The sequence below is a fragment of the Corynebacterium sp. HMSC074A09 genome (assembly GCF_001811545.1).
Lineage (GTDB): Bacteria > Actinomycetota > Actinomycetes > Mycobacteriales > Mycobacteriaceae > Corynebacterium > Corynebacterium hiratae.
Genome location: NZ_KV805119.1, coordinates 36,140 through 59,388, shown reverse-complemented (window position 1 = coordinate 59,388; position 23,249 = coordinate 36,140). Strand labels below are relative to the sequence as shown.

Here is a 23,249-nt window from a genome sequence, read left to right as displayed (position 1 = left end):
ATTCAGTCCTTGACAAGAATAAAAGACTCAATGTGAGGTGTCTTACGGTAGGATATTAAAAGTATCTCACATCACTTGCATTGAGGGGAGTCTACCTATGATTGATGCGCGTGCGCTAAATATAAATTCTGCTTTGTTTTTCGAACGCTTATTGCTATAGAAAAGCCTCATCACTTCCGCAGTGCATTGGTTCACGAAAGTGGTTTATGACTTTCTTATTCCTCCCTATCGGAAGGAATTCACCCCATTTTCTATGCCATGGTCTTCAGAACCTTTTCTTGGCTGTTAGTGACTGGCGAAGCCCATCCTCAATACGAGAGGGGCGGGGCGCTGGCGGCCACTACATTCTTCATAAGGAGCAAGTATGAACATCGTTATCACTGGAGGTGCGGGTTTTCTCGGGACCCTGCTTATTCAGCATTTTCTTTCCGAGGCAGACCACGGCAAGCTTGATTTGAACGAGATTGTTTCATTTGACCTTGCTGCTGCCCGGGTGTCAGATCCGCGCGTGCGCTCCGTGGTTGGAGAGATCACCGATCGAGAGACTGTCCTACAAGCAATCACTGGAGAAACTGATGCAGTTATCCATTTAGCAGCCGTGCTTTCGGGTGGTTCGGAGGCGGATTTTGATTCGGCATTGAGTGTCAACATAGATGGCACTCGTTGTCTTCTCGAGGCCGTGCGTCATACTCGTAGCGCTAAGGGGGCTCATCCTGCACGGTTCGTCTTCACGAGCTCTCTTGCCGTGTTTGGGGGCAGTCTTCCGCAAGTAATGCCTGAATACTGGGCCACTCAGCCTGACTCTACCTATGGGGCAACCAAGTCCATTGGAGAGCTGCTTGTCAATGAGTATGGACGAAAAGGCTTCGTAGATGCTCGCATTTGCCGACTCCCTACGATCTCGGTGCGACCTGGTAAACCGAATTCTGCCGCGAGCTCATTTGCTAGCGGGATCATTCGTGAGCCTCTTAACGGTGTGCCGTCGGAGGTCCCCGTGCCGCACGATACGAGAATGTGGCTTGCATCGCCGCAAGTAGCAGTTCGTAATCTTGGAAGGGCACTCTTAGTTGAAGGCTCAAAACTCGGCTCGTGGAGAGTTATGAATCTTCCAGGAATTTGTGTCACGGTTGGCGAAATGCTGGATTCGCTTGAGCGTGTGGCTGGCTCTGAAACGAGAAAGCTTGTTAGTGACAAGCCTGATGAGAGTATTGCTGCGATAGTTACAAGCTGGCCGGGAAATTTCGATGTGTCAAGAGTGGAAGCCTTAGGTTTTGAACGTGATCGTGATTTCGATTCAATGGTGCAGCAATACCAGGATGACTTCTTGAGCTAGTTAGCCCGGGGTATTGGTGGCTTCGTTCTTCGATTGCGAACGACTGATTGAGTTTCGTCTTTTTCTGCGTGCCTCTTTCCCGGGACTTCAGTGGTTGACTAGGCGACCTGGTAGAAACCCTGGCTGGAATACGGGATGGGAGCATGATCCCTCCCCTGCACTTTGTCCACTCGCGTGGGTTGGCCCAGGCCAAACCCCCAGACCTCGATCCCGAAACTCCCTGGTGGGCGGTGGGACGTCGGCAAGCGCTGGGCGCCGCTCACCTGCACCTTTCGGGTTCCAGGTCTGGGGGAATGCCTACGGAGATAACGCTTCCGTCCAGTGTTCGGGAGAATCTTAGCGCTTCTGGTACAGCGCGCTCTTGCGGGCAAAGACCGGATCAGAAGTTACCAGGACGCCGAGGTTGCGGAAGATGCCCTCGTCCACGGAACCCAAGATGGTGGTGGTGTGGACATCGCAGCCTTGAAGCTCCTTGAGCGCATCAAGCGCGCGGCGGGCGTTCTCGTCCTTCGCCGCGGATACCGACAGCGCGATGAGCACCTCGTCGGTGTGCAGGCGCGGGTTCTGGGAGCCCAGGTGCTTCGTCTTCAGCGTTTGGATGGGCTCGATGGATTCCGGGGACAACAAGTGCAGCTCATCATCGATGCCAGCCAGGTGCTTGAGCGCATTGAGCAGCGCGGCTGCGGAGCAGCCCAGCAACGGGGAGGTGCGGCCGGTGATGATGGTGCCGTCGTGAAGCTGCAGCGCGGCTGCCGGACCGCCGGTCTCCTCCGCTTTCTCACGCGCCGGGAGCACAACCGGACGGTCGGTGGACTTGATGCCGGCCTTCGCCATGACCACGGCGGCGCGCTCGGATTGCGTGGTGTCGAGGCCGTTGCGGGCTTCCTCCACCAAAGTCTTGAAGTAACGGCGGATGATCTCCTGCTGGGAGGCCTCGCGGCAGACTTCGTCATCGGTGATGCAAAAGCCCACCATGTTCACGCCCATGTCCGTCGGGGACTGGTAGGGCACAGTGCCGGTCAGGCGTTCCAACAGTGACTTGAGCAGCGGGAAGGCCTCGACGTCGCGGTTGTAGTTCACCGTGGATTCGCCGTGCGCGGAGAGGTGGAAGTGATCGATCACGTTGGCGTCGTTAAGGTCCACCGTGGCGGCCTCATAGGCCAGGTTCACCGGGTGATCCAGCGGAAGGTTCCAGATGGGGAAGGTCTCAAACTTGGCGTACCCTGCTTGCACGCCGCGCAGGTTTTCGTGGTAGACCTGCGAGAGCGCGGTGGCCAGCTTGCCGGAGCCCGGCCCCGGCGCGGTGACCACGACGAGGTCCCTAGAAGTTTCCACGTAGTCGTTCTTGCCCAGACCATCCTCGGAGACAATGAGGTCGATGTTGGCGGGGTAGCCCGGAATGATGTGGTGGCGCGCTACGGTGAGCCCTAGGCGCTCAAGGCGCTCGATGAAGGTCTCCGCCTGGCTATTGCCCTCCTCGAGCTGGGTCATGACAATGTTATTGACCAGGAAGCCGCGGTCCCGGAAGACGTCGACAAGCCGCAGCACATCATCTTCGTAGAGGATCCCGAGGTCACCGCGCATCTTCTGGCGCTCAATGTCCTTGGCATTAATGCAGACGAGGATTTCTACGTCATCCTTGATGCGCTCGAGCATCGCAATCTTGTTATCCGGGGTGAAACCGGGCAGCACGCGGGAGGCGTGCATATCGTCGAAAAGCTTGCCGCCCATTTCGAGATAAAGCTTCCCGCCGATTTCTTTGCGCCGAGCGTTGATGTGCTCCGACTGCAGTTCAATGTATTTTTCACGATCAAAACCGAGCGCGCGCCCCATAGTATTTAGGCCCTTCCGTTCAACGGGTAGTACCCGGAAAGTCTACAGCAGCACGGCCCCCGCGTAGACTTCCTGACATGCCTGAGGGACACGTTATTCACCGCCTTGCCCGCACACTCAATGCGGATTTCCGTAACGAGTCACTGGCCGTGAGCAGCCCCCAAGGCAGGTTCGCTGCGGAGGCCGCGCTTGTCGACGCCTCCCGCCTCTCCCTCGCCGAAGCCTTCGGTAAGCACCTCTTTCTGCACTTCGATGCGGATAACCCGCGCCACGTTATCTATATCCATTTAGGCCTCATTGGCTCCCTGCGCTTTGAGCCTTCTGCCGATGTGTGGGGTCAGATCCGTCTACGCATTGATAACGGCACCACGGCCGCGAATTTGCGCGGCCCGCAGTTCTGCACGCTCATCACGGAGGAGGAATACCAGGCCAAGGTGGCGAAGGTGGGCCAAGACCCGCTGCGCAAGGATGCTGACCCGGATGCCCTATGGGCCCGCGTGCATGCCTCGCGGCGTAGTATCGGCGCGATGCTCATGGACCAGGGCCTCTTTGCTGGTGTGGGCAATATCTACCGCGCAGAAGCCCTATTCCGCCAAGGGCTCTCCCCCTTCATCCCGGGCAACCAGCTCGACCGCGCGGAGTTCGATGCCATCTGGTCGGACCTGGTGGAGCTCATGGACTACGGCGTCGAGCACGGCCGCATCGACACCGTCCGCGAAGCCCATACCCCGAAGGCCATGGGCCGCGAGCCCCGCAAGGATGACCACGGCGGCGAGGTCTACGTCTACCGCCGCGCCGGGCAACCCTGCCACGTGTGCGGCACCGAAATCCGGGAGCAGGTCATGCAGGGCCGCAACCTCTTTTGGTGCCCCACCTGCCAACCCGCGCGCTAGGGTGTGGGTTATGCGCCCTGCTTATACCGTTGCCACTGTTCGTGCCGCTGAGAAGCGCCTGCTGGAACAGCAGTCTCATGAGGATCAGCTCATGAAGCTGGCCGCCGCGGCGGTGGCAGAAACCGCGTGGGTGATGCTGGAGCAACAGCCTGGGACGGTGCTCGTTCTCGCTGGCTCCGGTGGCAACGGCGGGGATGGGCTCTTTGCCGGGGCGGAGCTGGCCTCGCGCGGGGTTACGGTCCATGCCCTGGTTCCGGAACGCTGCCACGAGGAGGCTCTCACTGCGTTCCGTGCCGCCGGTGGCACGGTCCTTCCTGCCGACGCGCTGCCCTCAGGCAGCACGCCCTTAGGCAGCGCGCTGCTTATTGACGCCATCGCCGGCCTCGGCTCCGCCCGGGGCTTAAGCGGCACCGCGCTCTCGCTTTACCGCGAAGCCACCGCTGCCGGGGCTGCAGTCTTAGCCGTCGACATGCCCACCGGCGTCGACGCCGACACGGGAGTGTGTGCTGCGGATGCCGTTAACGCCGATGTCACCGTCACCTTCGGCTCGCCGCGCCTGGGCCACGCGCTGGCCGCCGAATGCGGGCAGGTTGTGGTTTCCGATCTCTTCTTGCCCGGCGCGTCCTCCTTTGCCGAGACCCTCGCCGAACTGGATGAACCAGCGGCCTTCATCGCACACGAGCCCTCCGTTCCGACGGCCTTTGCGTGGCAATCGGGCGAACTCGATCTGCCGGGCGGGCGCGCTTCCCGCCCCTGGCCGGTTGGCTGCACCGGCCCCATCGTTGATCCCACACCAGGCGCGCGCTCGGATAAGTATTCCGGGGGCGTCGTTGCCCTGGCTGCCGGCAGCGATACCTACCCGGGTGCGGGGATCCTCTGCGCCACCGCAGCGGTGCGCGCCACGCCCTCGATGGTGCGCTTCATCGGCGATAACTCGATTACTTCCCTTCTCCCCGAGCTGGTCTGCCATTCCGACGTGGCCTCCTCCGGACAAGCCCAGGCCTGGATCGTGGGCCCCGGCCGCGGTACCGATGCAGCGGCGGCCACCGAACTGCGAAAGGTACTGGCGCAGGGACTTGCCACCGTTCTTGATGCCGACGCCCTCACGCTTCTGGCGCGCAACACCTCCTTGCGCCAGAAAGTCACCGAGCACCCGCTGACCATCCTCACCCCGCATGAAGGCGAGTTCCGCCGCCTCTACGAGGCTGCTTTCGGCTCTGCTCCCGATGCGGCTACCGGCTGGAGCCGTGCCCTCCACGAGCTAGCCAAGGAGCTAAACAGCATCATCCTGCTCAAGGGCCGCCTGACCCGCATCACCGCGCCGGGCCAGCCTTTGTATTCCTTCAACGCCGGTCACTCTTTTGCCGCGACCCCCGGCTCCGGAGACGTGCTCTCCGGTATCCTCGGCGCGGTCATGGCCCAGCTCTTCGCCAGCGCTCCCGCCGCGTCACCTGCCGGGGTCATCGCCGAGGTCCTCCACGCCGGTGCCATCCACGCGCACGCGGCGGCCATCGCGGCCGAAACCCCCGAGGGCTTCGCGCCCTGTTCGGCCTCCCAGATCGCTGCGGCTATCCCGCGGGCCATCGCGCGGCTCCTCAACGCCGAGCGCTAGCTCCTTGGCCCGGCGCTAGCTCCGCCGCTAAGTACGTTTCGATCAAATAGCGCCCAGAAATTTGAAAATCTGGGACCTTGTTTGATCGATCCGTACCTGGCCGCCACCACCTTGGTACGTTTTCGCAACGAAGCCCTAGAATTTCGCGATTTTCGGGCCACTATTTACGAAAACGTACCTTGGCCCGGCGCAGTGTCCCGGACGCGGTACCCACAGACTTGCGCATGAGCCCGCGCGGGCCCACCGCCACCGTGCCGCGGCGCAGCGAGGTGTTCTCCCACGGCCACGTCATCCCGGCCCATGCTGCTGCGACGGCGAGGGTCTCGGCCGCGATGTAGCCCGGCCAGGGTCCCAGCAGGTTGATGATGGAGGGGCTTCCCGGCGCGTGGTTGAGGAAGCCATAGTTGCCGTCGGTCTTCGCGTTGACTGCCATCGCGATAGCCATCCACAGCGGCGTGACCTTCACGGCGAAGCGATAGCCCTTCCACGTCGGCCGGTAACCCAAGCCAAAGGTCAGCGCCAGCGGCACAGCGAGGGCCACGATGTGGAAGAACCAATAGGTGCCAAACCGCAGCCAGCGCGGGGAGAAGTAGTAGATGACGTCCGGGGTGATGATGGCCTGCGGGTTAAGGATGATGCCCCAAAAGTAAGACAGGGTCAGGGCATGCTCATTGCCGGTGATAAGGCCCAGCGCCAGGATCGGACGCAGCACATCGCACAGGTGCAAAGGCAAAGACTCGCGGATATCGAATTGCTTAGGGTCCAGGGAGATGACCGTCCACGCAGTACCCGCCACCAGCAAGGCCCAGCCCACCATCCGCCGGATGAAGGTTTCGCGGGAGGTTCCCTTGATCCTGCGGGCAGCGACGATAAAGACCCCGCAGGCCACCACGGTGATGCTCAACATGAGCGCATGCAGCGCAGTCCACTGCTGCATGCGCGGGTAGTCAGTTGGGCTTACTCGGGGCTTGCGGGGTCGTATCATAACGGGGTATTAATTTACCCCTTTGTATGAACACGTGAGAGATGAGAGGGTTTTTACGCGGCTAGCTCGGAGTATTCGGAGAGCTTTCCGTCCTTGACTTCGACCACAGTGTCGGCATAGTCGAGCAAGCTGCGGTCGTGGGTAATGAACAGGGTTGCGGTATCGAAGTCCTCGGTGACACCGCGCAGGAGCTTGGCAATGTCGCGCGAAAGCTTGGAATCGAGGGCGGAGGTGGGCTCATCCGCAAGCAACACGGAAGGCTGGCCCATGAGTGCGCGGGCAATATTGACGCGCTGGCGCTGGCCGCCAGAAAGCTGGTTCATGCGGCGGTTCCCAAAGCCCTCCAAGCCCACGAAACTGAGCAGCTCATCGGCACGATCCTGGCGCGGCTTGCGGCCCTCCATGTGGTCAATGATGAGCAGCTGTTCGCGCGCGGTCAGGGCGGCCAGCAGGTTGGCCTGCTGGAAGATGAGCCCGCGGGAGCCGGTTCGCTCCACGCTGCCGGAGTCCGGCTCGATGAGGCCGGCGGCTACGGACAGCAGGGTGGACTTGCCGGACCCGGATTCGCCGATGACGGCGGTGAGCTCGCCGGGTTTGACGTCCAAGCTGACGCCGTCGAGTGCAGTGGTGCGGGACTGGCCGTCTGGGTAGGTCACCACGATGTCGCGAAGGGACAGTGCAGGGGAAGAAGCGGTGGTAGTCATTAGGCGTTGCCTCCTAGGGCGTCGAGCGGGTTGATCTTGGAAACGCGGCGGGTGGCCAGGAAAGCACCAGCGATGCCGAGCAGCCAGATACCGAGCGCGGGGACGATGACGGTCATGGCGGAGACCTCGAAGGGCACGGCACCTTGGGCGGCAAGGCCCAGCAACCAGCCGACGAGCGCGCCGACCCCTACGCCAATCGCGAGGATGATGGCAGCCTGCGCGATGGCGTCCTTGAGCAGGTACTTCACGCTGGCGCCAAGGGCACGCAGGATGGACAGGTCACGGGTGCGCTGGATGGTCCAGATGCTCAGGAAAGCGATGGTGACCAGCGCGGAGATTCCGTAGAGGAAGGCCTGCATGGTCAGCAGGGAGCCGCGCTCCGAGCTATAAGCCGGCAGGCCGGACAGGGCCTTGCCCATGGACACGGAGGTGTCGGTCGGCTCGTGGGACAGCACGGCCACACCCACCATGTCTTCGGGGGAATGGGAGACCTTCTGCCAAGTTGCGGTGGAGACCCACACCACCGGGGAGTGGGAATAGTACTCATCCTCAACCACCGCGTTCACGTCCAGGTCCACGCCGCCGAGGGTGCCCCGGGATGGCGCGTTCAGGGCGTCGTCGATGGATTGGCTCAAGACCATGCCCTCCTCCGGAATCACGGTGCTGGAGCCAGGGATCTGGGTACCTTCGGGCAGGCCGAAGACCGCCACGCCGCCGTGGCCCTCAAGCTTGGTCTGCGAAGTACCGAGCGGAATGCCAGAAGCGGGGACATCCTCGGCGAAGATCTCCGACTCGGTGAAGGACGGGTCTTCCGTCGAGAAGGTCACATAAGGAGTCTGCTCCCCGAGTGCCTCGAGTGCGGAAGTATTTTGCTTGGACAGGCCTTGGGTCAGGCCGGACAACATAACGAGCAACAACGTAATTAGAGCCACGACGCCGCCGATCAGGAAGAACCGACCGCGGGCGGTGACTATCTCTCTCAATGCCAGGAACATACTATTAATCCTGCTGTGGCCAGCGCAGAAAGTAATCGAGTAGCCAGTTGAACCTCCACTCAACCAGTTGGTTGATTCCCCCTCGTCCAGCCAGAGGATAAGCTGGAGCGCCGTGATGATGAGCAATAAACTGTGGACCGTGGGACTGCACGCCATGTTTGGCTTTCTCCTCGTCTTCGGCGTGCTCCGCGCGTGGGCCGATGACCGCCTTGACGCCCGCGCTCTCGGCCTCTCCATCGCACTCGCAGTGGTCTACACGGGGTTTGCCATCTTCGGCTCCCGCACCATCACCCGCCCCGTCCCCACCACGCTGTGGCTCGCCGCCCTGTGCCTGCTGTGGATCGGGCTTATGGTGCACGCCCAAGACTTCATGTGGCTCGAGTTCCCGCTGGTCTTCGTCTTTATCCATGCGCTTCCCTTCTGGCCGGGAATCGTCGCCAGCGTGGTGCTGTGGGCCGTCGCCGCCTTCGTCCCCGCATGGATCCACCCGCAATTCTGGACCGCGGCCGCAGCCATCGGGCCGTTCATCGGCACCTGCTTTGCCGTGGGCGTCTACCACGCCGCCCGCCGGGTTCAGGCGGAGGCGGCGCACCACGCGGCCGTCGCCAAGCAACTGCGTGAGACCCAGGAGGAGCTAGCGGCCAGCGAGCACCAAGCCGGGCGCCTCGAGGAGAGGGAGCGGCTCTCCCGCGAGATTCATGACACCGTGGCGCAGGGGCTGTCCTCCATCGTCCTGCTCAGCCGCGCCGCCAAGAACACCTCCGCTCAACAGGATGTCACCGAGCAGCTCGCGCTCATTGAAAAAGTGGCCCAGGACAACCTGGCGGAGGCCCGGCGCTTCGTCAAAGAGCTGGCGGCGCCTGCCTCCTCCATCGACGCGGAACTGCGCACACTTGTGGATGAGCTCCAAGCCCAGGCTAAGGGCCTGGGGCTGCGCACCCGCTTCGGGCTCAAGCTCACCGGCAGTGCCGACGTCCCCACCGAGTTTTCCCACGTCATCCTGCGCGCCGCGCGCGAAGGTCTCACCAATGTCATGAAACACGCCGACGCCGACCGCGCCGTGGTCACTCTGGGCTCTTTCGAGGATGGAATCATCCTCGATGTCGTCGATGACGGCCGCGGCATCGAAGGACCACGGGGCTTCGGGCTGACCGGCCTGGAGCAGCGTGTTCGCAGCGTTGGCGGCAGCGTCCAGGTAGAATCTTCACCCGCCGGCACCGCACTCGCGGTGCGAATCCCAACAGGAAGCAGCAGCAATGGTCAACGTGATGCTCATCGACGATCACCCCGTAGTCCGCGCCGGGCTGCGCGCGATTCTTAACGCCTTCCCCGACATCGTGGTGGTGTTGGAAGGCTCCGATGGCTCGGCCGTCGAAAAGCTGGCGGATGCTGATGTTCCCCATATCGATGTGGTCGTCTGCGATATCCAGATGCCGGACGTCGACGGCATCGCCGCCACTCGGCGCGTGCGCGAGCTCGACGGTCCACCGGTGCTCATTCTCACCACCTATGACACGCAGGCGGATATCCTGGCCGCCGTGGAGGCGGGCGCGCTGGGTTACCTGCTCAAGGACGCCCCCGAGGAAACCCTGCACGCCGCGGTGCTCGACACGGCCGCGGGAAAGCGGACCTTGGCGCCTGAGGTCACCAACCTCTTAGCGGAGCGCTTGGCACAGCCGGAGACTGCACTTTCACCGCGCGAGCTGGAGATCCTGCAGGCGCTGTCAACGGGAGATTCCAACAAGCAGATTGCCCAGCGGCTCTTCATCTCCGAGGCCACGGTCAAGACCCACCTCATCCACGTCTATCAAAAGCTCGGCGTGGAAACCCGCACGGCGGCCGTCTCCGCGGCCCGCGAGCGAAAGCTCATCCAATAGATGCATACCTACGATTGCATCGTGGTGGGTGGCGGCCAATCCGGCCTGGCCACCAGCTATTACTTGCGCCGTCAGAAGCTCGATTTCCTCATCCTCGACGCCAACTCCTCCCCCGGCGGGGCCTGGCAGCACGTGTGGGATTCACTCACGCTCTTTAGCGATGCCCACTCCTCCACGCTGCCCGGCTGGCCCATGCCTTCTTACCCGGGTTTCCCGCCGGCTTCCCATGTGGTGGACTACCTCACCCGCTATGAGCAGCGCTATGACCTGCCGGTCCGGCACGGGGTGGCGGTGGAGCGCGTGCTTGACGACGATCCCCGCTTCCGCCTTCTCACCACTCACGGTGAGTTCCGATCCCGGACCGTCGTGGCGGCGACGGGCACCTGGTCCGCGCCGTTCATCCCCTTCTACCCCGGTGAGTTTCAGGGGCGCCAGTGGCACACGGCAAGCTACCCGGGGCCGAATCCTTTCTTAACCAGCACCAGCAGCGGCCATACCAGCCGTGTGGCCGTTGTCGGCGCGGGCAACTCCGGTGCCCAGATCGCCGCCGAGCTAGCCCTCGCCGGTGTGGACACCACGTGGTTCACCTCGCACCCGCCGCGCTGGATGCCGGATGATGTGGATGGGCGCGTGCTCTTTAGCCGCAACCGTCAGCGCATGCTGGCGAAGCTTCGCGGCGAACCGGACCCAGGCCCCGAAACAGAACTGGGGGATATCGTCATGGTCCCGCCGGTGCTCAAGGCCCGCGATAGTGGGCTGCTGCGCGCCACCGACATGTTTTCCTCGCTCGATGAATTGGACCGCGAAGGCTTCAGCGACCTCATCTGGGCCACCGGCTTCCGCCCAGCGTTGCGCCCGTTCCCCGGGCTGTTGGCAGAAGGAAAGCCCACGGTGGAAGGCTTCTTCCCCGTGGGCTATGGCTCGTGGACTGGTCCGGGCTCGGCCACGATTACCGGTGTGTCACCCTATGCACGGCAGGTGGCGGCGGACGTCGCCAAGCTCGTTCGCTCTTCCCGCTAGGCGCTAGAGCGCAACCATGGCGAGGAGCACCACCGCTGCCAGCGCAAGCAGGAATCCCAGGCGACGCAGAATCTTCATCTGCTCCTCGCGCCCCACGCGCGCCATGAGTGCGGCGCCGAGGACAGAGCCCACGGTGTTGTACAGAAGATCATCAATGTCGCTAAAGCCCAGGGCAAAGATGTACTGGGCGCTTTCTATGCACAGGCTAACCACGAGGCCGATGAGCATCGCCCCGCCCAAGCCCCAGCGGATCCTGGCACGGTTGCGCCCGGCCACGTAAATCGCCGCTCCCAGCGGCATGAAGAGAGCAATATTCCCCAGGAGATCGGTCCACCCGCCGTACCACACGGAGGCGTTCTCAAAACCGCCAAAGAGCTGCAGGTTGACCCTTCGCACCGCGTGCGCGGAACCATCCACCACGCCGGGGATGTCCATGAAGGGCTTGCCCACCGTCGCCAACACCACGACCACTAGGGACAGGGCCGCGACAAGGAGGGAATCACGAAGCAGGTGGCGATACGGATCCGGCGCGGGCCGCAGCCGATTGCGCGAGCGTTGAGCTTCTATCCCAGTCATGCGCCTCACCCTAGTGGTTTTCGCTGGCAATCGGCTGAAGCAGAAGCCAGAAAACACTGCTTCACATCCTCTGTACGATAGTGTCCATGAACACACTGATTGTCACTCGCACGGATTCCGGAGTAACGCACTCATTCCAAGAGCAGCCCCTGCTCGGGGAAGGTGACACGGTCGTGGATGTGCAGTTTTCCTCCCTCAATTACAAAGACGCCATGGCCTTGGAGGGCGATAAAGGTGTCATGCGCATCGATCCGCTCGTCCCCGGCATCGATGTGGTGGGCACCGTGGCGGAGACTTCTGATTCTCGCCTGGACCCCGGCCAGCTTGTCGTCTCCTGCGGCGATGGCCTGGGCGAGTTCCGCCATGGCGGCTATACCACCCGCCAGCGCGTCAACGGTGAAGCCACCATCCCTGTACCCCAGCGTTTCAGCGCGCACGATGCCGCCGCAATTGGTACGGCCGGATACACCGCCGCTATCTGCGTGAACCAGCTGCGCACGCACGGCACGACGAAGGGCCATATCCTCGTCACCGGGGCCACCGGCGGCGTGGGATCCATCGCGGTCCAGCTGCTCAAGTCTTCCGGCTACGAGGTTACCGCCGTCACCGGCCGCGTGGAATCCCAGTCGGAGTACCTCACCTCACTCGGCGCGGATCACGTGCTCGACCGCACAGCGTTGTCTGAGACCGGCCGCCCGCTGCAGAAGGCGCTGTACGACGGCGCCATTGACACCGCCGGTTCCACCGTCTTGGCCAACGTGCTGGCGCAGGTGCGCTGGGGCGGCGTGGTGGCGGCCACCGGTATGGCGGCTGGTCCGGATCTTCCTGCCTCGGTGCTGCCGTTCATCCTGCGCGGCATCGTGCTGGCCGGCGGTAACTCCGTCGATGCACCCCGCGAGGTGCGTGAGGCCGCCTGGCAGCTTCTCGACGAACACCTCGACCTCAACATGCTGAACTCTATTACTGAAACGGTGCCGCTGGCCGATGTCGCCACTGCCGCTCAAGAGCTGCGCGCCGGCTCCCGCCATGGGCGCACGGTCGTCGAGATATAGGCAGGGCAGGTGTGAGCGGGCAGCCTTATACTGCCCGGCCCCTTTAGTGGTGCACGCGGTGCGATAGCGATTCGTCGTCGGTGCCGGGGGCATTACCCAGCTCGCCGGTGAATTCATCGTCGCTGCGCGCCAACCAGATGGAGGACACCACCAGTCCGCCCCAGATGACGACGACGAAGAGGATAAAGAGCAGGATTGCGCTTGTAGTCATTGTTATTCTCCTTTCCTTATAGCCGCTACTTGTCGTCCGTGTTCGGTGCGGCGGCGTTGCCTGCGGCAAGTGGGTTCGGAGTACCGGCCGGGCGGCCGCCCACTGGGACGCCGTAATCAGACGTCTCGATGCCGTCCAGGTACTTGTTTCCGCGGAAGTCCACCAGCGGCATGATGAAGCTGGCGAGCAGAATGACGCCCAGCACGGTCCAGCCATAAAGACCAATCTGGGTGGAGGAGTAGCCCTCATAACCTTCGCGGACAATCGTGATGATCTCGTTGACCAGGAAGTAGACGAGCAGCAGCGGGGTGGCGATGAAGGTCAGGAACTGCCAGAAGCCACCGACCTTGAACTGCGACACGGCGTTGAGGTGCTGCTGGATCTCGCGGCGGCGGCCAGTAACCCAGCCGACGACCACCAGGGCGCAGATGGCACCGAAGACGATGCCCAGGTTGTTGGTGAACTTATCCATGATGTCCAGGGTGACCAGGCCCGAGGAGGTGGAAAACAGGAAGCAGGACAGAACCCCCATCGCGCCGCCGACGGTGATGGCGGAAACGCGGCGAGAGATGTTGAACTTATCTGCCACGGCGGAGACAACGACCTCCATGATGGAAATCAACGAGGTCACACCGGCCAGGAACAGGGAGCCGAAGAAGAGAACTCCGAACAATCCGCCGAGCGGCATGAGGTTGATGATGGTCGGGAAAGCGATGAAGGCCAGACCGATACCAGACTTAGCCACCTCATCCACAGACACACCCTGCTGGGCGGCCATGTAGCCCAGAGTGGCGAAGACTCCGATGCCGGCGAGAACCTCGAAGGAGGAGTTAGCAAAGGCGGTCACCAGACCCGTGTTGGTGAGGTTGGTACGCGGCTTGAGGTAGGAGGCGTAGGTGATCATGATGCCGAAGCCGATGGACAGAGAGAAGAAGATCTGTCCGTAGGCGGCGATCCACACCGATGCGTTGCTCAGCACGGACCAGTCCGGGGTGAAGAAAGCGTTGAGGCCCTCGGCGGCGCCGTCGAGGAAGAAGGCGCGGATGACCAAGATGATGAACATGACGGCCAGGACCGGCAGGAAGATGGAGGTCAGTTTACCGATGCCCTTGTTGATGCTCGTGGCCAGCGTGGCGATGCAGACAACCCATACGAGGATCATGACGCCCAGAATGGCGGGGACGACGTGGCCCGAGTAGGTTGCCTCTGGGTCCGCCTGGAGGAAGTCAACCATGAAATAGTCCGCGGGAGCTTCTCCCCACGCCTGGTTCACGGACTTGATGGTGTAGAGCGCCGCCCACGCAATGATGGCAGCGTAGTAGATGGCAATGAAGAAGTTCACGCCGACTTTGAACCAGCCGATTCCTTCCCAGCGGCTGCTGATACGGCGAAATGCCAGCGGTGCAGAACCGCGGAAGCGGTGACCAATGGCGAGGTCGAACCACAGGATGGGAATACCGGCGGTCAGCAAGGCCACCATGTACGGGATGAGGAAGGCACCGCCACCGTTTTCATAGGCAACGTAGGGGAAGCGCCAGATATTACCCAGGCCGACGGCGGAGCCGATGGCGGCCATGAGGAAGACGAAGCGCGTATTAAAAGTATCGCGTGTAGAGCGAGTCTTATGCGGGGTTGTTGTGGTCATGAGAGAACTTTCTTCTTGAGCAAATATCGCGCACCGCAAGACCGTAGGAATTGTTTATACGGACCGCGTACGGCGAGTATTAGCGAGAAGCTTAGCCTAACTGCCAACCTATAGGTACCGTTTTGAATATTTATTTACCCCCACAACACCACACCCCCTTTAGGGCCTGACCCTCCAACCGGAACAAAAGCCAGCGGAGAAAGGGGTAAGCGCTAAAGGGGGTGGCGAGCGAACAACACTCGAGGCGATTAAACGTGCAGATCGCGGTCCTGGATACCCTTCGGGACGGTGAGCACACCAATGAGGGACACGACCGAAATCGCGATGCCGTAGGCGGCGATGGCCATCGAAGTCTCGTACCGCGTGTACAGCATCTCTGCAATCATCGGGGCAAAGGCACCACCAATGATGGAGCCGAAAGCGTAGCCGATGGACACGCCCGACAGGCGCACCCGCACCGGGAACATCTCCGCGTACATCGCTGACTGCGGGCCATAGGTCGCACCCAGGATGACGCCTAGGAGGAACACGGCCACGCCGAAGAACATGACGTTGCCCGAGTCAACCGCCCAGAACACCGGGGTGATATACAGCGCCAAGACGATGTAGCCGCCAATAAACGTTGTGCGGCGCCCCAACCGGTCAGACAGGTGGCCGAAGTACAGCGTGCCGATAAACCAACCAATCGACGCGATCAGGGCTACCCCAAGGGCCTGGGGGCGGGTATAGCCCACAACCTTCGTGCCATAAGCGGTGAAGTAAGCGATGACGAAGTAGCCAATCGCGTTGTTGGCGGCGAAGATAACTGCGCACTTGATGACGGTTCCCAGGTGCCCCTTGAACAGGACCGCGAGCGGTGCGGTGGACTTTTCCTTCAGTTGCTCCATTTCCGCAAAAGCCGGAGACTCTTCCACCGCCCGGCGGATCAGGTAGCCCAAGAGAATGAGCACGACTGAGGACAGGAACGGGATACGCCAGCCCCAGGCGAGGAACTGCTCCGGAGTCAGGACGGCGGAGAGCACCAGCATAAAGATGGTGGCCAGGAACATGCCGAGGGGTACTCCTACCTGCGGGAACGCACCAAACAGTCCGCGCTTGCCGTGCGGGGCGTGCTCAACGGCCAGCATCGCTGCACCGCCCCATTCACCGCCGGCGGAGAGGCCCTGAAGGATGCGCAAGACCACCAACAAGATAGGTGCTGCCATGCCGATGGAGGCGTACGTCGGCAGCACACCCATCAACATGGTGGCCAGGCCCATGCCGACCAACGTGACCACGAGGACCGGCTTGCGTCCGAGCCGGTCACCCAAGTGGCCGGCCAAAATTGCCCCGAGAGGACGGAAAAGGAAGGAAATACCCAGCGACGCCCAGGCAATGATCTGTGCGAGGGAGGCGCTTTCGTTGGAGACCGGATCGAAGTACTGGGTAGCGAAGATCAGGCCGGCGGCCTGAGCGTAGATGAAGAAGTCGAACCACTCAATGGTGGTGCCGACCATCGAACCGGCGAGCACGCGCTTGTGCTCTGTAGTGATTCCCGGCCCTTGGGCAGGCTGTTGGGTGACTGGTGCAGACATAGTGGGAGTCTTTTCTCTATGGGTGCAGAAGCACGGTGGATACAGTTAAAGCCAGTGAACGAAAGGGGCAATGAGTGAGGCGGGGCGTGCCGAAGAAGCCGAGAACGCTGCAGTGTTTTACTGATCGCGGTTGTCGACGATCCTCTTGGCCTTGCCCTCACCGCAATCGACGTGGTCAGTAATCTCGACGCCAACGGTGACGCCGATGCGCTCCTTAATCTGTTTCTTCAGCCACGCGGCGGAGGCATCGATCTGATCAGGAGTAGCCTCCGAGGAGTGCTCAACCACCAGGGTGAGGTGGTCCATACGGCCACGCTTGCTCAGCACGCACTGGTAGCGCGGGCGAAGCAGGCGGTCCTCGGTGATGATCTCCTCGAACTGCGACGGGAAGCAGTTCACGCCACGCAGGATGATCATGTCATCGTTGCGAGCGGAGATGCGGTCGATGCGGCGCATCGAACGCGCAGTGCCCGGGAGCAGGCGGGTGATGTCGTGGGTGCGGTAACGAATGATCGGGAAGGCCTCCTTGGTGAGGGAGGAGATGACCAACTCGCCGTACTCGCCGTCTGGAACCGGCTGCATGGTCTCCGGATCGATGATCTCTGGGTAGAAGTGGTCCTCCCAGACGGTCAGGCCATCCTTGGTCTCGACACATTCTTGGGCCACGCCAGGGCCCATTACCTCGGAGAGGCCGTAGATATCGGTGGCCGTAATGCCGAAGCCTTCTTCGAGTTCGCGGCGCATTCCCTCGCTCCACGGCTCGGCGCCAAAGACGCCGGCGCGCAGGGAGGATTCGCGCGGATCCAGGCCTTCCTTGCGCATGCGGTCAAGGAGGTTGAGCACGTAAGACGGCGTACCCAGAATTGCGTCCGGCTGGAAGTCCTGCATGATCTGGATCTGGCGCTCCGTCTGACCACCGGAGGTCGGAATCGCCGTGGCTCCTAGGGCCTCAACGCCATAGTGAGCGCCCAGGCCGCCGGTAAAGAGGCCATAGCCGAACGTAATCTGCACCTTATCGCTCTTGCGCAGGCCGCCTGCCCGCAGCGAACGGGCTACGAGCTCGGCCCAAATACGCACGTCATTCTCGGTGTATCCCACGACGGTCGGGCGACCCGTGGTGCCGGAAGAAGCGTGGATGCGGGAGATTTGGTTCTGGCCAACAGCAAACATCCCGAAGGGGTACTCCGCGCGAAGGGTTTCCTTGTCGGTGAACGGGAACAGCGCAAAGTCCGAGAGTTCCTTGAAGTCATCCGGGTGAACGCCCTTCTCATCGAACGCACGGCGGTAGTGCGGGACGTTGTAGTACGCGTGGCGAAGCTCGTTCTTCGCGCGCGCGGTCTGCAGCGCAATGATTTCATCGCGGGAGGCGTACTCAATGCCCATCTGGGGGCCGTGGTGGTCAGAGAAGATATCAAACGTTGCGGTCACGTCATTTGCCTTTCATTTCGAGGAGAGGGGAAATACCACACCCTTTAAGCTCCCTCGAAAGTGCTGCAAGAAGTTGGTTAGCTGGGACAACGCACAAAAGTACGTTAATTACTTACCGTTCGGTTGGGTAAGTCTTGTGACGTACACTACAGGCCGTTGTCGTGATAGACAACACAATTAGTCCAAGTTTTTGAAGCGCAACACATCATCGCAGGCCACGACGGTTTCACCGACAAAAGAAGCCCCCACCCCCATATGGAGCCCCAACGGCGGAGCGAAACGCTCGCCCCCGACTAGCTGATCAACTACTTGCCCATCGCGACTAGCCCGTCGCTTGCGGAGCTAGGCCGCCAAACACAACACTCTCAAAAGCACTGGCCAGCTCCTCGGCACCAAGTCGACCCTCCGGCTCGTACCAATCAGACGTCGAGTTAATCATTCCGAAAATCATGCGGGTCAACAGCGGAGCCTCAATATCGGAGCGAATAGCACCCTCCTCCTGAGCAGCCTCCACCAGCGGAACCACGGAACGCGTCAGCGTACGGCGGCGCTCCAACGCGCTCCGCTCCACCTCGGAGTTTCCACGCAAACGGAGCAAGAGCGCGACAGACTTCGGGTCGGAGCACAGCACCTCAATCGAGCCACGCAACAGCCCGCGCACCCTCTCCCCCGCCGACACATCGGCCGCGGCCATCTCTTCCGCAACCGCTTCCAAACGGCTCAGTGCCTGCACTACCGTGAGCTCCAAAATCTCTTCTTTGGAAGAGATGTGGTGATAGAGCGCGGACTTAGAAATCCCCAATTCGCTCGCCACATTATCCATCGACGTGGCGTCGTAGCCGCGGGCTGTAAAAGCACGGACAGCTGCACGAATGACATCTTCACGGGAGTAGCCGGGGCGGCCACGTGCCGCGCCCTGGACAGTGGATTTCTCATTCTTCACGCAGTCCATTCAAGCAGAGAGCCCCGAGCACCGTTAGACTAGTGAGCCACCACACCCCTTTTCGCTCCCTCGGCAGCACTGCGGAAACCCCTTACCTCAAGGAGGAATTCCCATGAGCACCGAGCACCCCATCCTCGCCCCCGGCGTCGCCGAAAGCCCCGAGTTCACCCACGTGCGCACCATGTTCGACGATGACCGTGCCACCGCGGAGATTGGCGCGAAGATTACCGCGCTAGACGTCGGCAAGTGCGAAGGCCACTTCACCGTCCGCCCGGAGATGTGCAATGGACATGGCACGGCACAGGGTGGCTATTTATACATGTTTGCCGATTCCATCTTCGCCGGCGTTTGCAACTCCGGTGGCGACTTGGCCGTGGCCGCGCACAACTCGATTCACTACATCGCCCCCGCCTTCGAAGGGGATGTCGTTGACGGGGTTGGGGTGACCCGCCAAGCCTGGGGCCGCAACGGCGTTGTCGACGTCACCCTCAGCATCAAGGGTAAGCCCATCGCCGAATTCCGCGGCACATACCGCGTGCCGCCCGCCAAGCCCCAGAACCGCAACAAGTAGGGCGCAGCTCACAAACTTGGTTGACATAGCTCACACATGCCCCATATACTGACCAACCAGTCAGTAAGTATCACCGAGCCGACACTGAGCAGAGAGGGAACGATTCCTCCCATGACCCCATCAGAGAAAACACTCGCCGCCGTCCCGGCCGCGGATGAAGCACAAGCACAGCAGCGCTTCGACGAGCTCATCGCCGAAGACTCCCGCATCGAGCCCACCGACTGGATGCCGGCTGCCTACCGCAAGACCTTGACGCGTCAGATTTCCCAGCACGCGCACTCCGAAATCATCGGCATGCAGCCGGAGGCCAACTGGATCAGCCGCGCGCCTTCGCTCAAGCGCAAGGCCATCCTCATGGCCAAGGTGCAGGATGAGGCCGGCCACGGCCTCTACCTCTACTCCGCTGCGGAGACCTTGGGCACCTCGCGCGACGAACTGGTGCATCAGCTTCTCGACGGCACCGCCAAATACTCCTCCATCTTCAACTACCCGGCGCGCACGTGGGCCGACATCGGAGCCATCGGCTGGTTGGTGGATGGCGCCGCCATCTGCAACCAGGTCCCGCTCTGCCGTGCTTCCTACGCACCCTATGGCCGCGCCATGGTGCGCATCTGTAAGGAAGAGTCCTTCCACCAGCGCCAAGGTTGGGAGATCCTCTACGAGCTGTCCCACGGAACGCCCGAGCAGAAGCAGATGGCGCAGGAAGCCATCAACCGTTTCTACGGACCCGCACTCCAGATGTTCGGCCCGCCGGATGATGACTCCCCCAACTCCAAGCAGTCCATGGCGTGGAACATCAAGCGCTTCTCCAACGACGAACTGCGCCAGCGCTTCGTGGACATGATTGTCCCGCAGGCCGAAGCCCTTGGCCTGCACTTCGAGGACCCGGACCTGAAATGGAACGAAGAGCGCGGCCACTACGACTTCGGCGAGCTCGACTGGTCCGAGTTCAAGGCCGTCATCAAGGGCGAAGGCCCCTGCAACGTGCAGAGGATGCAGCGACGTCGCCAAGCGCATGCCGACGGCGCGTGGGTCCGTGAGGCTGCCGCAGCCTACGCCGAGAAGCACCACTCGGCTGACACCTCGCTTATCGCCTAAGCCCAAGCACACTGCCCAACCAGCCACGACACTTTAAGGAAGATTCCATGTCCAGCTCCACCTGGCCCATGTGGGAGGTCTTCGTACGCTCCTCCCGCGGCCTTTCCCACGTTCACGCCGGCTCGCTCCACGCACCGGATGCCACCATGGCCCTGCGCAATGCCCGTGACCTTTACACCCGCCGCAACGAGGGAACCTCCGTCTGGGTTGTGCCCAGCGAAGCCATTGCCTCCTCCGACCCGGACTCCAAGGGCGGATTCTTCGAATCCCCGCAGGGCAAGAGCTACCGCCACGCCACGTACTACGACAAGTCGGAAGGAGTGCCGCACCTGTGACCGGATTTGCAGCCGCCGATTCTGCGACCAAGCAATCGCAGGGCAACGGCATCACCGCAGAAGACATCGCCGCCTCCGGCGCAGTGGCCCCCGAGGACACGGCTCGCTATGCGCTCATGCTGGGCGATGACGCCCTCATCCTGGCCCAGCGCCTGGGCTGGTGGATTTCCCGCGCGCCGGAGATGGAAGAGGACATCGCACTGGGCAACATCGCCCTCGATCTCATCGGGCACGCCCGCTTCCTACTGACCTACGCCGGTACCGCATGGGGCAAGACCGAGGATGACTTGGCTTACTTCCGTAACGAGGAGGAGTTCCGCTCCGCGCGCTTGGTCGAGCAGGAGAACGGGGACTTCGGCTACACCATCGCCCGCCAGCTGCTCTTCTCCTACTACCAGTACGGGCTCTACACGGCCTTGCTGGAGTCGCAGGATGAAACCATTGCGGCGATCGCGGCGAAGGCCATCAAGGAAGTCGAGTACCACGTCGACCACGCCAACCAGTGGATTCTTCGTCTGGGCCAAGGCACCGAGGAGTCCCACCGCCGAATCACGGAGGGCCTGATGTACATGTGGCCCTACCTTGACGAGCTCTTCGAAGACCTCCCGATCCACGAGAAGCTGGCGGCAGAAGGCATCGCAGTTCTGCCCTCGAGCCTGCGCGCGCAGTTCGATGAGCGCATCGCCTACGTCCTAGACAAGGCAGGTCTGGCCATCCCGGACGTCAAGCAAGCCCGCTCCGGGCAGCGCACCGGGCGTTTCTCCGAGCACCGCGGTTTCATCCTCGCGGAGATGCAGTCCTTGGCGCGCCAACACCCCGGCGCGACCTGGTAAAGACAAGGAAAGGACCAAGGTTTCATCGTGTCCATCACAGATAAATCCCACCCGCTGCGCCCCACGCAGCCTGACGACGCCCACGTGTGGGACGTCGCCGCCGAGGTGCCCGATCCGGAGATCCCCGTGATCTCTATCGCCGACCTTGGAATTCTTCGGGACGCTCGCCTAGATGGCGATACCGCGGTGGCCACGATTACCCCCACCTACTCCGGCTGCCCCGCCATGGAACACATCACGGCGGACATCACCACAGCGCTGACCGATGCCGGCTACGCGAAGGTGCGCGTCGATCTCGTGCTCCACCCGGCGTGGACCACCGACTGGATGACGGAGACCGGCCGGCAAAACCTCAAGGACTACGGCATTGCCCCGCCCAGCGGTAAAACCCGGGCCACGCCGGAAGGTCCTATCCCGCTCACACTCGAACCGCCGCCGGCCATCGAATGCCCCCACTGTGGCTCCCGCCGCACACGTAAGCTTGCCCAATTCGGTTCCACCTCCTGCAAAGCTCTCTACAACTGCCAGGATTGCTTGGAGCCCTTCGACTACTTCAAGGTGCACTAATGACCACGACCCCGTCTGCCCCCACAAAGAAGAAGGCCACGTTCAACACCCTGACCGTGTCCGAGGTGCGCGCCCTGACTTCAGACTCCGTGGAGGTTTCCTTCGCTATCCCTCCGGAGCTCCAGGACGACTATGACTACATCCCCGGCCAGTACGTTGCACTGCGGGCAACCATCGACGGCCAGGAAGTCCGCCGCTCCTATTCCATCTGCGATGTGCCTCGCGACGGCGTGCTGCGCGTCGCCATCAAGCGCGACCGCGGCGGCGTGTTCTCCACGTGGGCCAATGACACCCTGCAGCCCGGCGACACCATGGACGTGATGAACCCGCAGGGCGCGTTCACCTCGAAGACCCACCTGACCGGGCTTAACAACCCGGAAGCCGTGCGCGCGGAGCTGGAGAAGCTCGAAAACCCGCACCTCGTGGCCATCGCCGCCGGTTCCGGCATCACGCCGATCATGGCGATCGCCCAGACCGTGCTCCACACCTCCCCCGACACCACTTTTGAGCTCATCTTTGCCAACAAGGGTGGTGGCGACGTCATGTTCGCCGAAGAGATCGGTGACCTCAAGGACAAATTCCCCACGCGCTTTGCCGTGCACCACGTCCTCTCCCGCGAGCAGCGCGTCAACCCGCTGTTCTCCGGGCGCATCGATGCCGAAAAACTCCAGACCCTGCTGGATAACGTCGTGCGCACGGACGCTGTCGACGAGTGGTTCCTCTGCGGTCCCTTCGATTTGGTGCAGCTGGTGCGCGATGAGCTGGCCAGCCGCGATGTCGGTGAGAAGGACGTGCGCTACGAGCTGTTCACCACCGGTAAGCCCTCTGGGGATCAGAACCAGGCCGGGCGCCACGTCGAGGTGGATCCGGAAGGCGATAACGTCAGCATCAACTTCCAGCTCGATGGCCTTTCCGGCTCCGTGGAGTCCCCGGTTTCTGCCAACGAATCCCTGCTCAACGCCGCCCTGCGCGTGCGCTCCGACGTCCCCTTCGCCTGCGCCGGCGGCGTGTGCGGCACCTGCCGCGCCAAGCTGGTCGAGGGCGAGGTCGACATGGCGGAGAACTACGCGCTGGAGGCCGATGAGGTCAAGGCTGGCTACATCCTGACCTGCCAGTCGCGCCCCACCACGCCCACCATCGTCCTCGACTTCGACGCCTAGGAGA

General features: G+C 62.1%; 23 protein-coding genes. 13 read left to right on the top strand and 10 right to left on the bottom strand.

The window, feature by feature from the left end:
• Window positions 1-364: 364 nt before the first annotated feature.
• Window positions 365-1,333 (top strand): D-erythronate dehydrogenase, encoded by a 969-nt coding sequence (gene denD, locus HMPREF2807_RS02185; RefSeq protein WP_070510162.1) that lies wholly within the window; start codon window positions 365-367, stop codon window positions 1,331-1,333.
• A 336-nt stretch (window positions 1,334-1,669) separates the two neighbouring features.
• On the opposite strand, the gene HMPREF2807_RS02180 is transcribed toward denD, so the two are convergent.
• The gene (locus tag HMPREF2807_RS02180; protein ID WP_070510159.1) at window positions 1,670-3,166 is read right to left on the bottom strand and encodes a DUF1846 domain-containing protein; all 1,497 of its coding nucleotides are present in this window, start codon (window positions 3,164-3,166) and stop codon (window positions 1,670-1,672) included.
• A gap of 77 nt (window positions 3,167-3,243) precedes the next feature.
• On the opposite strand from HMPREF2807_RS02180, the gene HMPREF2807_RS02175 reads away from it, so the two are divergent.
• Together HMPREF2807_RS02175 and HMPREF2807_RS02170 are read left to right on the top strand one after the other, a co-directional pair.
• A complete protein-coding gene (locus HMPREF2807_RS02175; protein ID WP_070510156.1) occupies window positions 3,244-4,059 on the top strand; it encodes an Fpg/Nei family DNA glycosylase in 816 nt (271 codons plus the stop codon).
• A 10-nt stretch (window positions 4,060-4,069) separates the two neighbouring features.
• Entirely contained in the window at window positions 4,070-5,671 is a 1,602-nt protein-coding gene (locus HMPREF2807_RS02170; RefSeq protein ID WP_070510154.1) for an NAD(P)H-hydrate epimerase, read from the top strand.
• Window positions 5,672-5,831: 160 nt separating this feature from the next.
• On the opposite strand, the gene HMPREF2807_RS02165 is transcribed toward HMPREF2807_RS02170, so the two are convergent.
• From HMPREF2807_RS02165 to HMPREF2807_RS02155, 3 genes are all read right to left on the bottom strand, one after another.
• Window positions 5,832-6,608, bottom strand: a complete 777-nt coding sequence (locus tag HMPREF2807_RS02165; protein WP_232745370.1) for a YwaF family protein — start codon at window positions 6,606-6,608, stop codon at window positions 5,832-5,834.
• A 101-nt stretch (window positions 6,609-6,709) separates the two neighbouring features.
• A complete protein-coding gene (locus HMPREF2807_RS02160; RefSeq protein ID WP_070510149.1) occupies window positions 6,710-7,360 on the bottom strand; it encodes an ABC transporter ATP-binding protein in 651 nt (216 codons plus the stop codon).
• A complete protein-coding gene (locus tag HMPREF2807_RS02155; RefSeq protein ID WP_046648780.1) occupies window positions 7,360-8,355 on the bottom strand; it encodes an ABC transporter permease in 996 nt (331 codons plus the stop codon). Before HMPREF2807_RS02155 ends, HMPREF2807_RS02160 begins: the two co-directional genes overlap by 1 nt.
• A 115-nt stretch (window positions 8,356-8,470) precedes the next feature.
• Between HMPREF2807_RS02155 and HMPREF2807_RS02150 the strand changes: the two genes are divergently transcribed.
• Genes HMPREF2807_RS02150 through HMPREF2807_RS02140 form a run of 3 tightly spaced genes read left to right on the top strand, consistent with a single transcriptional unit; the run spans window position 8,471 to window position 11,252 of the window.
• A complete protein-coding gene (locus HMPREF2807_RS02150; RefSeq protein WP_046648779.1) occupies window positions 8,471-9,676 on the top strand; it encodes a histidine kinase in 1,206 nt (401 codons plus the stop codon).
• The gene (locus HMPREF2807_RS02145; RefSeq protein WP_046648778.1) at window positions 9,612-10,232 is read left to right on the top strand and encodes a response regulator; all 621 of its coding nucleotides are present in this window, start codon (window positions 9,612-9,614) and stop codon (window positions 10,230-10,232) included. The genes HMPREF2807_RS02150 and HMPREF2807_RS02145 overlap by 65 nt, the downstream gene beginning before the upstream one ends.
• Entirely contained in the window at window positions 10,233-11,252 is a 1,020-nt protein-coding gene (locus HMPREF2807_RS02140) for an NAD(P)-binding domain-containing protein (RefSeq protein ID WP_070510146.1), read from the top strand.
• A gap of 3 nt (window positions 11,253-11,255) precedes the next feature.
• Here the strand turns inward: HMPREF2807_RS02140 and HMPREF2807_RS02135 are convergent, their stop codons facing one another.
• Window positions 11,256-11,828, bottom strand: coding sequence for a VanZ family protein (locus HMPREF2807_RS02135; RefSeq protein WP_070510144.1), 573 nt, complete (start codon window positions 11,826-11,828; stop codon window positions 11,256-11,258).
• A gap of 86 nt (window positions 11,829-11,914) precedes the next feature.
• On the opposite strand from HMPREF2807_RS02135, the gene HMPREF2807_RS02130 reads away from it, so the two are divergent.
• Window positions 11,915-12,880 carry an MDR family oxidoreductase gene (locus tag HMPREF2807_RS02130; protein WP_070510141.1) on the top strand — a complete coding sequence of 322 codons (966 nt, stop codon included), beginning with the start codon at window positions 11,915-11,917 and terminating at the stop codon, window positions 12,878-12,880.
• 43 nt (window positions 12,881-12,923) lie between these two features.
• On the opposite strand, the gene metS is transcribed toward HMPREF2807_RS02130, so the two are convergent.
• From metS to HMPREF2807_RS02105, 5 genes are all read right to left on the bottom strand, one after another.
• A complete protein-coding gene (gene metS, locus HMPREF2807_RS02125) occupies window positions 12,924-13,091 on the bottom strand; it encodes a methionine/alanine import NSS transporter subunit MetS (protein ID WP_046648774.1) in 168 nt (55 codons plus the stop codon).
• 25 nt (window positions 13,092-13,116) lie between these two features.
• Entirely contained in the window at window positions 13,117-14,736 is a 1,620-nt protein-coding gene (locus tag HMPREF2807_RS02120; RefSeq protein WP_070510139.1) for a sodium-dependent transporter, read from the bottom strand.
• Window positions 14,737-14,984: 248 nt separating this feature from the next.
• A complete protein-coding gene (locus HMPREF2807_RS02115; protein WP_070510136.1) occupies window positions 14,985-16,310 on the bottom strand; it encodes an MFS transporter in 1,326 nt (441 codons plus the stop codon).
• 117 nt (window positions 16,311-16,427) lie between these two features.
• Window positions 16,428-17,693, bottom strand: coding sequence for an AMP-binding protein (locus HMPREF2807_RS02110; protein ID WP_369816132.1), 1,266 nt, complete (start codon window positions 17,691-17,693; stop codon window positions 16,428-16,430).
• A 367-nt stretch (window positions 17,694-18,060) separates the two neighbouring features.
• Entirely contained in the window at window positions 18,061-18,681 is a 621-nt protein-coding gene (locus tag HMPREF2807_RS02105; protein WP_232745371.1) for a TetR/AcrR family transcriptional regulator, read from the bottom strand.
• Window positions 18,682-18,793: 112 nt separating this feature from the next.
• Here HMPREF2807_RS02105 and HMPREF2807_RS02100 point away from each other — a divergent pair, with 112 nt between their 5' ends.
• The 6 genes from HMPREF2807_RS02100 to paaE all read left to right on the top strand — a co-directional run bounded on the left by HMPREF2807_RS02100 (window position 18,794) and on the right by paaE (window position 23,245).
• Window positions 18,794-19,252 carry a hotdog fold thioesterase gene (locus HMPREF2807_RS02100; protein WP_070510130.1) on the top strand — a complete coding sequence of 153 codons (459 nt, stop codon included), beginning with the start codon at window positions 18,794-18,796 and terminating at the stop codon, window positions 19,250-19,252.
• 111 nt (window positions 19,253-19,363) lie between these two features.
• The gene (gene paaA / locus HMPREF2807_RS02095) at window positions 19,364-20,350 is read left to right on the top strand and encodes a 1,2-phenylacetyl-CoA epoxidase subunit PaaA (RefSeq protein WP_070510126.1); all 987 of its coding nucleotides are present in this window, start codon (window positions 19,364-19,366) and stop codon (window positions 20,348-20,350) included.
• A 47-nt stretch (window positions 20,351-20,397) separates the two neighbouring features.
• Window positions 20,398-20,685 carry a 1,2-phenylacetyl-CoA epoxidase subunit PaaB gene (paaB, locus tag HMPREF2807_RS02090; RefSeq protein ID WP_046648767.1) on the top strand — a complete coding sequence of 96 codons (288 nt, stop codon included), beginning with the start codon at window positions 20,398-20,400 and terminating at the stop codon, window positions 20,683-20,685.
• Entirely contained in the window at window positions 20,682-21,518 is an 837-nt protein-coding gene (paaC, locus tag HMPREF2807_RS02085; protein ID WP_070510123.1) for a 1,2-phenylacetyl-CoA epoxidase subunit PaaC, read from the top strand. Before paaB ends, paaC begins: the two co-directional genes overlap by 4 nt.
• 27 nt (window positions 21,519-21,545) lie before the next feature.
• The gene (gene paaD, locus HMPREF2807_RS02080; protein WP_070510120.1) at window positions 21,546-22,085 is read left to right on the top strand and encodes a 1,2-phenylacetyl-CoA epoxidase subunit PaaD; all 540 of its coding nucleotides are present in this window, start codon (window positions 21,546-21,548) and stop codon (window positions 22,083-22,085) included.
• The gene (gene paaE, locus HMPREF2807_RS02075) at window positions 22,085-23,245 is read left to right on the top strand and encodes a 1,2-phenylacetyl-CoA epoxidase subunit PaaE (protein ID WP_070510117.1); all 1,161 of its coding nucleotides are present in this window, start codon (window positions 22,085-22,087) and stop codon (window positions 23,243-23,245) included. Before paaD ends, paaE begins: the two co-directional genes overlap by 1 nt.
• The last annotated feature ends 4 nt before the right edge of the window (window positions 23,246-23,249 follow it).